Source organism: Mesorhizobium album (assembly GCF_033977205.1).
In the GTDB taxonomy this organism is placed as follows: Bacteria; Pseudomonadota; Alphaproteobacteria; order Rhizobiales; family Rhizobiaceae; genus Mesorhizobium; species Mesorhizobium album.
On sequence record NZ_JAVIIW010000048.1, the window covers coordinates 47,133 to 55,292 of the forward strand.

An 8,160-nucleotide genomic window follows, 5' to 3' on the forward strand; every position below is an offset into this window, starting at 1 on the left:
CAGCACCCCTCATCCGTCGCCTTCGGCGACACCTTCTCCCACAAGGGGAGAAGGGGAGGTTCCCGCACTGGAAGAAGGGGGGCTCTACCGCATCGTCGCCACCTTCTGCTTTGCCTTGTTCTTCCTGCTCTTGCCTGCGCTGGCCGCGCATGCGGAGATGAACATCCAGGAGGTGAAGTCGAAGAAGGGCGTCGCCGCCTGGCTGGTGGAGGACCATTCGATCCCGCTGGTCGCCATCCGCTTCGTCTTCGACGGCGGCACCGCGCAGGATCCCGCCGGCCAGGAAGGGCTGGTCAATCTGATGACCGGCCTGTTCGACGAGGGCGCCGGCGACCTCGACTGCGACGCCTTCCAGCTGAAGCTCGACGATGCCGGCGCCGAGATGAGCTTCGAGGCGGCGCGCGACGGCACCTATGGCTCGATGCGCATGCTGTCGGACCAGAGGGACGAGGCGTTCGGCCTGCTGAAGCTGGCGGTGAACAGCCCGCGCTTCGACAAGGCTCCGATCGACCGCGTCCGCGCCCAGGTGCTCTCCGGCATCCTCGCCAATGAGCGCGACCCCGACACGGTCGCCCAGCAGCGCTGGCTGCGCGCGATCTATGGCCAACATCCCTATGCGCGGCCCGACCAGGGCACCAGGGAGAGCCTCGCCGGCATCACCGCCGACGACCTCAGGGCTTTCCACAAGGCGAATTTCGCCCGCGGCGGCCTGCATGTAGCGGTGGTGGGCGATATTGACGCCGCCACGCTGAGCGGCAAGCTGGACGAGGTGTTCGGCGACCTGCCGCAGAAGCAGACGCTGGCTCCCGTGGCTGACGTGAAGCCCAAGCTCGGCCAGCAGCTCGAGGTCAATTACGACCTGCCGCAGACCTCGCTGCAGCTTGCCTGGCCCGGCGTGAAGCGCAATTCGCCCGACTTCTACGCGGCGGTGCTGATGAACGAGATCCTCGGCGGCTCGACCTTCACCTCCCGCCTCTTCGAGGAGGTGCGCGAGAAGCGCGGTCTTGCCTATGGCGTCAGCTCCGATCTCGTCGATCACGCGCATTCCAACGCGCTGCTGGTGACGACCGCGACGCGCTCCGACCGCGCCGCCGAGACGCTCTCGATCGTGCGCAAGGTGGTGAAGGAGATGGCTGAGAACGGTCCGACCGAGGAGGAGCTCGCGGCGACCAAGAAATACATGATCGGCGCCTACGCCATCAACAATCTGGACTCCTCCAGTTCGATTGCCGCGACGCTGGTCGAGCTGCAGCTCGACAATCTCGGCATCGACTATATCAAGCGCCGCGCCGCGCTGATCGACGCGGTGACGCTTGCAGACGTCAAGGCGGCGGCGCGAAAGCTTTTGTCGGCCGACCCCGCGGTTATGGTGATCGGTCCGCCGCTCGTGCAACTGGCGGGAGCCGGCAAGGGATGAGCCCGACCTTCGCGGTTGCCTTCGGCGGCGGCGGCGCGCGGGGGCTGGCGCATATCCATGCCATCGAGGCGCTGGACGAGCTCGGCATCAGGCCGGTGGCGATCGCCGGCTCCTCCATCGGCGCCATCATGGGCGCCGGCATGGCTTCCGGCATGCGAGGGGCCGAAATCCACGATTATGCCCGCTCGATCCTCGGCAGCCGCGCCGAGGTGGCGGCGCGCATGTGGCGGTCGCGGCCGGGCACGATCGCCGAGGCCATGCAAAACGGCATCCGCGTTGGACAGTTCAATGTCGAGCGCATCCTGAAAGCCTTCCTGCCCGACGCCATTCCCGCGACTTTCGAGGAGCTGAAGATCCCGCTCAAGGTGACGGCGACCGACTATTTCGGCCACAAGCTCGCGGTGTTCTCGCAGGGCGACCTGCAATCGGCGCTGGCGGCCTCGGCCGCCATTCCGGCGGTGTTCCGCCCGGTGACGCGCGATGGCCGCGTGCTGATCGACGGCGGCATCTACAATCCCGTGCCCTTCGATCTCGTCGAGGAGGACGCCGACATCGTCATCGCCATCGACGTGGTGGGGGCGCCGAGCGATGCCGAGCGCAAGCACCCGACCACGGTCGATCTGATGTATGGCGCGACGCAATTGATGATGCAGTCGATCATCGCCAACAAGCTGGCTCAGCACCCGCCGGATATCCTCATCCGCCCGGCGGTCTCGAAATACCGCGTGCTCGACTTCCTGAAGATCGAGACGCTGATGGCCGAGACGGGCGACATCAAGGACCAGCTGAAGCGCGCCGTCGAGAAGGCAGTCGCCGAGCGCAGCGGCAAGCGCGGCAAGAAGGCGGTGTGAGAGCGCCCTCGCAGCAGCATCGTATCAATGGAGGATGCGGTGGCGACGGAAGTCTGGCAACTAAAGTCTGACGGGCCATCGCATAGGTCCCTTGTGAAGTTGGACCTATGAATAGCATGATGTATTCTTTATGCTGACTGGCTATAATTGCGTATAAGTTTCTTTGAGGTTTGTCATTAACTCTTCATAGAATTGCCGTTGACGCACGCTCAGATAGAGTTAATAATGTGCTAATATAGTAGCGTAAACAATCTCCCGACCGGCAACAACGAGTTAGGCGCTACAGGGGGTGGGAAACTGCGCGGCATTTCAGCCGCCGCATCACCATCGAACCGCCAGTCGTCGTGAGGCGCTGTAGCGTTTGCTGTTCGCCGGCCGCCGCCGCGGATTGCCAGACGCTACGCCGATCCTCCTCCCTCTCGGATTTGAGCGCTGAATCTCAGCGCTATTGCCATGGCCAGTCAGCCGCCTGCGCGGTCAATTCGCCGGTGAGCGCGGCTGACGTGCCCTGTGGGGAGAGGCAAGTCGTGATCGTGGGGTTGCGTAAGGCGTCACTCGGGTTGATGGGCAAGGCAACGCCTGGTTCGGCGCAGGCGAGGGTCAGGCTTTTCGGCCTGTCTCTCGTCGCGTGTGTCGCCGGTTTCTTTCTCTTCGGCTCCAGCCGGCATACTTCGATGGGCACGATGCTCGTCGCGGTGGCGATGGCGGCTTTCGGTTGCCTGGCCATGTTTCGCGCCCGCGGCGGCGCGGCGCAAAATGCCGTCGGCGACGCACCCCGGCGGACAGTGGCGCAGGGCAAGCCCTCGGCGAGATCGACCGGGCGGCGGCCAGCCGGCTCCGCTCGTTCCGAGCTTGGCGCGGCGCTTGCCAGCTGCCGGTCGGCCTTCCTTGCGGTCGGGTTGTTCACCGGCATGCTCAACGTGCTGATGCTTGCCGGCTCGCTCTACATGCTCGAGGTCTATGACCGCGTGCTGCCAAGCCGCAGCCTGCCGACGCTCGTCGGCATCTCGATATTGCTCGTCATCCTCTATTGCGGGCAGGCCGTTCTCGATTTCGTGCGCGGGCGGGTGCTGGTGCGGATCGGCGGGGCCCTCGACGAGGCGCTTGGTCACCGCGTTTATACGTCGATGCTGAGATTGCCGCTGAAGGCCGGGCGCGAGGGCGACAGCCTGCAGCCGATGCGCGATCTCGACAGCGTGCGCGCCTTCCTGTCCGGCATGGGGCCGACCGCGCTTTTCGACCTGCCATGGCTGCCGCTCTACCTGATCATCATCTTCATGTTCCACTGGTTGCTTGGTGTGACGGCGCTGTTCGGGGCGGTCGTGCTGGTCGCGTTGACCGTCTTTGCCGAGCGATTGACGCGAATGCCGGTATCGGCTGCGACCTTGAGTGGGAACCGGCGGAGCGGCCTTATCTCCGCCGGCAGTCGCAATGCGGAAGTCGTTGCCGCCATGGGCATGGCCGGCGGCCTTGCCGCACGCTGGGAAGGTGCCAACCTCGATTACATTGCCGACCAGCGCAATGTGAGCGACGTTGCCGGCAGCTTCGGCGCGGTGTCGAAAGTGCTGCGCATGCTGCTGCAGTCCTCCATGCTCGGCGTCGGCGCCTGGCTGGTTATCGAACAGCAGGCGACGGCGGGCATTATCATCGCCGCTTCCATCCTCAGTGGCCGCGCGCTGGCGCCGGTCGATCTCGCGATCGCCAACTGGAAAGGCTTCGCGAGCGCGCGCCAGGGATGGCAACGGCTGAGCAGGGTGCTTGCGGCGATGCCCGCCGAGGCCGAGCCCATGCTGCTGCCGGCTCCGAGCGCCAATGTCGTGATGCAAAGTGTCGGCATCGCCGCTCCGGGCGTGCAGCGCCTGCTGGTGCATGACGCAAGCTTCGCCATGGAGGCCGGCCACGGGCTTGGCATCATCGGCCCGAGCGGCTCGGGAAAGTCCACATTGGTGCGGGCTCTCGTCGGTGCTTGGCAGCCCGTGAGCGGCCGCGTCAGGCTGGACGGCGCCGATCTCGACCAGTGGTCGTCACGGGAGCGCGGGCGCCATATCGGCTACCTGCCGCAGGACGTGGAGCTGTTTGCCGGCACCGTGGCCGAAAACATCTCCCGCTTCGAGCCCGATGCCGACTCGGCCGCAATCATCGCCGCGGCCAAGGCGGCTGGCGCGCACGAACTGATCGTGGGCTTCCGCCAAGGCTACGAGACCCAGATCGGCGAGCATGGCGAGGCGCTTTCGGCCGGCCAGCGCCAGCGCATTGCCCTGGCCCGCGCGCTCTATCGCGACCCGTTCCTCGTGGTGCTCGATGAGCCGAATTCCAACCTCGACATGGATGGCGAGCAGGCATTGATCCGGGCGATGCTTGGCGTTCGCGAACGCGGCGGCGTGGTTGTGATCGTCGCTCATCGTCCGAACGTGCTCGCGGCTGTCGATTTCGTCTTGGCGATGAGCCAGGGGCGCATCCATGACTTTGGACCGAAGGACGAGGTTTTCGCCAAGATGTTCCCGACGCTGCGGGCGGTGCCGACAACCAATCCGCCGCTGAAGGCGGCTGCGGAAGCCACCCCGCAGGCTGCCGCCAGCGGAACCCAGGGAGGCAATTAGCATGGCTGCGTTGGGCGCCTCCCATGCATCGATCCGCTTCTACACAAGGCTTGGGCTCGGAGCCGTGCTGCTGCTTGCCGGAGGCGTCGGCGGCTGGGCCTCGGTCACCGAGATTGCCGGCGCGGTCATCGCCCCGGGCACCCTCGTCGTCGATTCCCACGTCAAGAATGTGCAGCATTCGACCGGCGGCATCGTTGCCGAGATCGATGCCCGCGACGGCGATCGCGTGAAAGCCGGCGATCTTTTGCTGCGTCTCGACCGCACCATGCCGGCTGCCAATCTTGCGGTGGTGAGCAAGGCGCTCGACCAGCTCACGGCGCGCAAGGCGCGGCTAGATGCCGAGCGCCGGGGCGCCGCCGGCATCGTGTTTCCCGCCGACCTCCTCAGTCGTTCCGCGGATCCCGATGTCGCCGAGGCGATCTCCGGCGAGAAGCAGCATTTCGAGACGCGGCGCACGTCCCGCGCGGGCCAGAAGAGCCAGCTCGAGGAACGCATCGCCCAGCTCGAGAAGGAGATCGCCGGCAACACCGCACAGGCGGATGCCAAGAGCAAGGAGATCGAGCTGGAGCAAAAGGAGCTCGCTTCCGTGCGCAAGCTCTGGGAGAAGAAGCTCATCTCCATCGATCGCCTGACCCAGACCGAGCGCGAGGCAACGCGCCTCGACGGCGACCGCGGCCAGCTCGTTGCCGCCCAGGCGCAGGCGCAAGGGAAGATCGCCGAGATCAAGCTGCAGATCATCCAGATCGACCTCGACCTCAGTACCGAAGTGAACAAGGACCTGCGCGACATCGACGGCAAGATGGGCGAACTGATGGAGCGCAAGGTCGCCGCCGAGGACCAGTTGAAGCGGATCGACATTCGCGCGCCGCAGGACGGTGTGGTGCAGCAGTCGCTTGCCTACACGATCGGCGGCGTCATCACGCCCGGCCAGACGATCATGCAGGTCGTGCCGGACAATGACAGCCTGGCGGTGGAGGCCAAGATCGCGCCCAGCGACATCGACCAGCTATGGATCGGTCAGTCGGCATCGCTGCGCTTCTCGGCATTCAACCAGCGCACGACGCCGCAGATCGATGGCGTGGTCGAGACAGTCTCGCCCGACATCGCCACCGATCAGCGCACCGGCGTCAGCTACTACACCGTGCGTATCAGGACGACCGCCGCCGAGGTCGCGCGCCTTGGCGAGGTCAAGCTGGTGCCCGGCATGCCGGTGGAATCCTTCATCAAGACCGAGGACCGCTCAGTGATGTCCTACCTGGTGAAGCCGCTGCAGGACCAGATCAGCCGAGCCTTCAGACAGTAAACCCGCCCGGCGGGAAAGTGGAAAAGAAAGCTACGATGAGTAACCGCATCCAACGTTAAGGGGAAATGTTATGGCGTCCAGCGATATCATTACGAGCGACAATCTGACGAGTGATCCGCTCGCGGCACCCGATTCCAACCTGACCGGAAGCATCGAACTCACCACCGGTTCGACGTCCTCCGATCCCGTTTCGGCGCTTGCTGTCACGCTCGACCAGGCGGACGCGGACTACGCGCCCGGCGAGACGGTGGGGATAACGGCCACCGACGTTGCCGATGGCGGCACGCTCACTTTTTTGGTCGCCCACCTCAGCGCGGGCGCTGATGGGGTCCTTGGTACTGCGGACGATGTGCTCACCTATGATCTCACCGGCACTGGTACGCCCTGGACCGTCACCGACGGCGGCGCCGGCGACCTGGATGGCATCGTCAACGGCGCGGTCAAGACGTCGTGGTACGTCAACAGTGACGCAGCGAACCAGGCTTTCGTGCTCACCGCATCAGACACGGCGACCGGCGCCTCGGCGACGGCGACCTTCACCGATGCGCCGCAGCCACCGCCACCGGTGAACCCGCCGACCTACGATCTGACCTTCAAAAATACCGTGACGATCAACGGTGCAATCTTTTCGTCCTCGGATGTCGTGACCGGAGCAGGTACGGGTCTGCTTGATCCATTCGTGCGAATTTCGACTTCAGGTAACAACACGTCGGAGCAGGGGTACAACACCGACGCCAATGCTTTCGTTCTCGATAATAACGCCAAGGGCGGAAGCCAGTACGTTCACTCACTGAACATTGCAGACATTCCGATTCAATTCATAAATGGTGTCGGCTACTACCGATTTGATCTCGACATCAATGAGTCCAACACTGGCGCTGAGCAAAACCTTTCCCTGGATGCGCTCCAGATTTGGCAGGCCAGTGTCGGTAATTTGAGCAATTACGCGCCGGGAGCGACCCCCGCTCAAGGCACCGGCGCCTTCCCGGTGGCCGACAACGCTTCGCTGATCTACAATATGGACACCGGCGGCGATAAGTTTGTCGGGCTAAACGGCGAACTCCAGCCGGGCAGCGGCAACACCACCGACATGTCGTTCCTTGTTCCGGTCGCCAATTTCGATCCGAGCAAGCCCTATATCTATCTCTATTCGGCGTTCGGCTACCAGACTGGCACGTATCAAGGTCCTACGGAAACGGCACAGAGCACCTGGACGGCCGATTCCGGCTTCGAGGAGTGGAACCGCCAGATCGGCCAGGTGATCGATGGCCACAAGTTCAACGACCTGAACGCCGACCACGTTTGGGAGGCCGGCGAGCCGGCTCTCAGCGGCTGGACGATCTATCTCGATGTCAACGGCAACAACCAACTGGATTCGGGAGAGCCGTTTACGGTCACCGATGCAAACGGGTATTATAAATTCACGGTAACGCCCGGCACCTACACGATCCGAGAGGTGCAGCAAGCGGGATGGTCGCAGGATGCGCCGAACAATGCTGATGGCGAATACACCGTCACTGTGGCAGCCGGCCAGGACAGCCACAACAACGACTTCGGAAATTTCCAGACCGGCTCGATCTCGGGGCACAAATATGTCGACGCCGACGGCAATCTCGCGACGACCGGTGACGAAAGCGCGGTGAGCGGCTGGACGATCACGCTCTACAATGATGCCAACCACAACAACATCGCCGACGCCGGCGAGCAGGTGGCGCAGACGACCACCGACGGCAGCGGCTTCTACCAGTTCACCAACCTGTCGCCTGGCGACTACCTGATCAAGGAGGAGGATCGCTCCGGCTGGACGCATCTGAGCGCAGCGCAGATCGACCAGAACAACCTCACCTCCGGCCAGAACCTGACGAACCAGGACTTCATCAACTTCGAGAAGTTCGACATCTCCGGCACCAAGTACACCGACATCACCGGCGACGGCGTCACGGCCGACGACACCCCGCTGGCCGGCGTCACCATCTTCATCGACAAGGA

The 8,160-nt window shown here is 64.1% G+C and carries 5 protein-coding genes; all 5 read left to right on the top strand.

The window, feature by feature from the left end; translation table 11 throughout:
* Positions 1-67: 67 nt before the first annotated feature.
* On the top strand, positions 68-1,417 hold the full coding sequence (locus RFN28_RS28625; RefSeq protein WP_320290497.1) for a M16 family metallopeptidase: 1,350 nt from the start codon (positions 68-70) through the stop codon (positions 1,415-1,417).
* Positions 1,414-2,268: a patatin-like phospholipase family protein gene (locus tag RFN28_RS28630; protein ID WP_320290492.1), complete on the top strand. Its 855-nt coding sequence runs from the start codon at positions 1,414-1,416 to the stop codon at positions 2,266-2,268. The genes RFN28_RS28625 and RFN28_RS28630 overlap by 4 nt, the downstream gene beginning before the upstream one ends.
* Positions 2,269-2,993: 725 nt before the next feature.
* Positions 2,994-4,868, top strand: coding sequence for a type I secretion system permease/ATPase (locus RFN28_RS28635; protein WP_430679103.1), 1,875 nt, complete (start codon positions 2,994-2,996; stop codon positions 4,866-4,868).
* Between the two features lies 1 nt (position 4,869).
* Positions 4,870-6,171, top strand: a complete 1,302-nt coding sequence (locus RFN28_RS28640) for an HlyD family type I secretion periplasmic adaptor subunit (RefSeq protein WP_320290494.1) — start codon at positions 4,870-4,872, stop codon at positions 6,169-6,171.
* Positions 6,172-6,241: 70 nt separating this feature from the next.
* A partial coding sequence (locus tag RFN28_RS28645; protein ID WP_320290495.1) for an MSCRAMM family protein occupies positions 6,242-8,160 on the top strand: 1,919 nt, incomplete at its 3' end.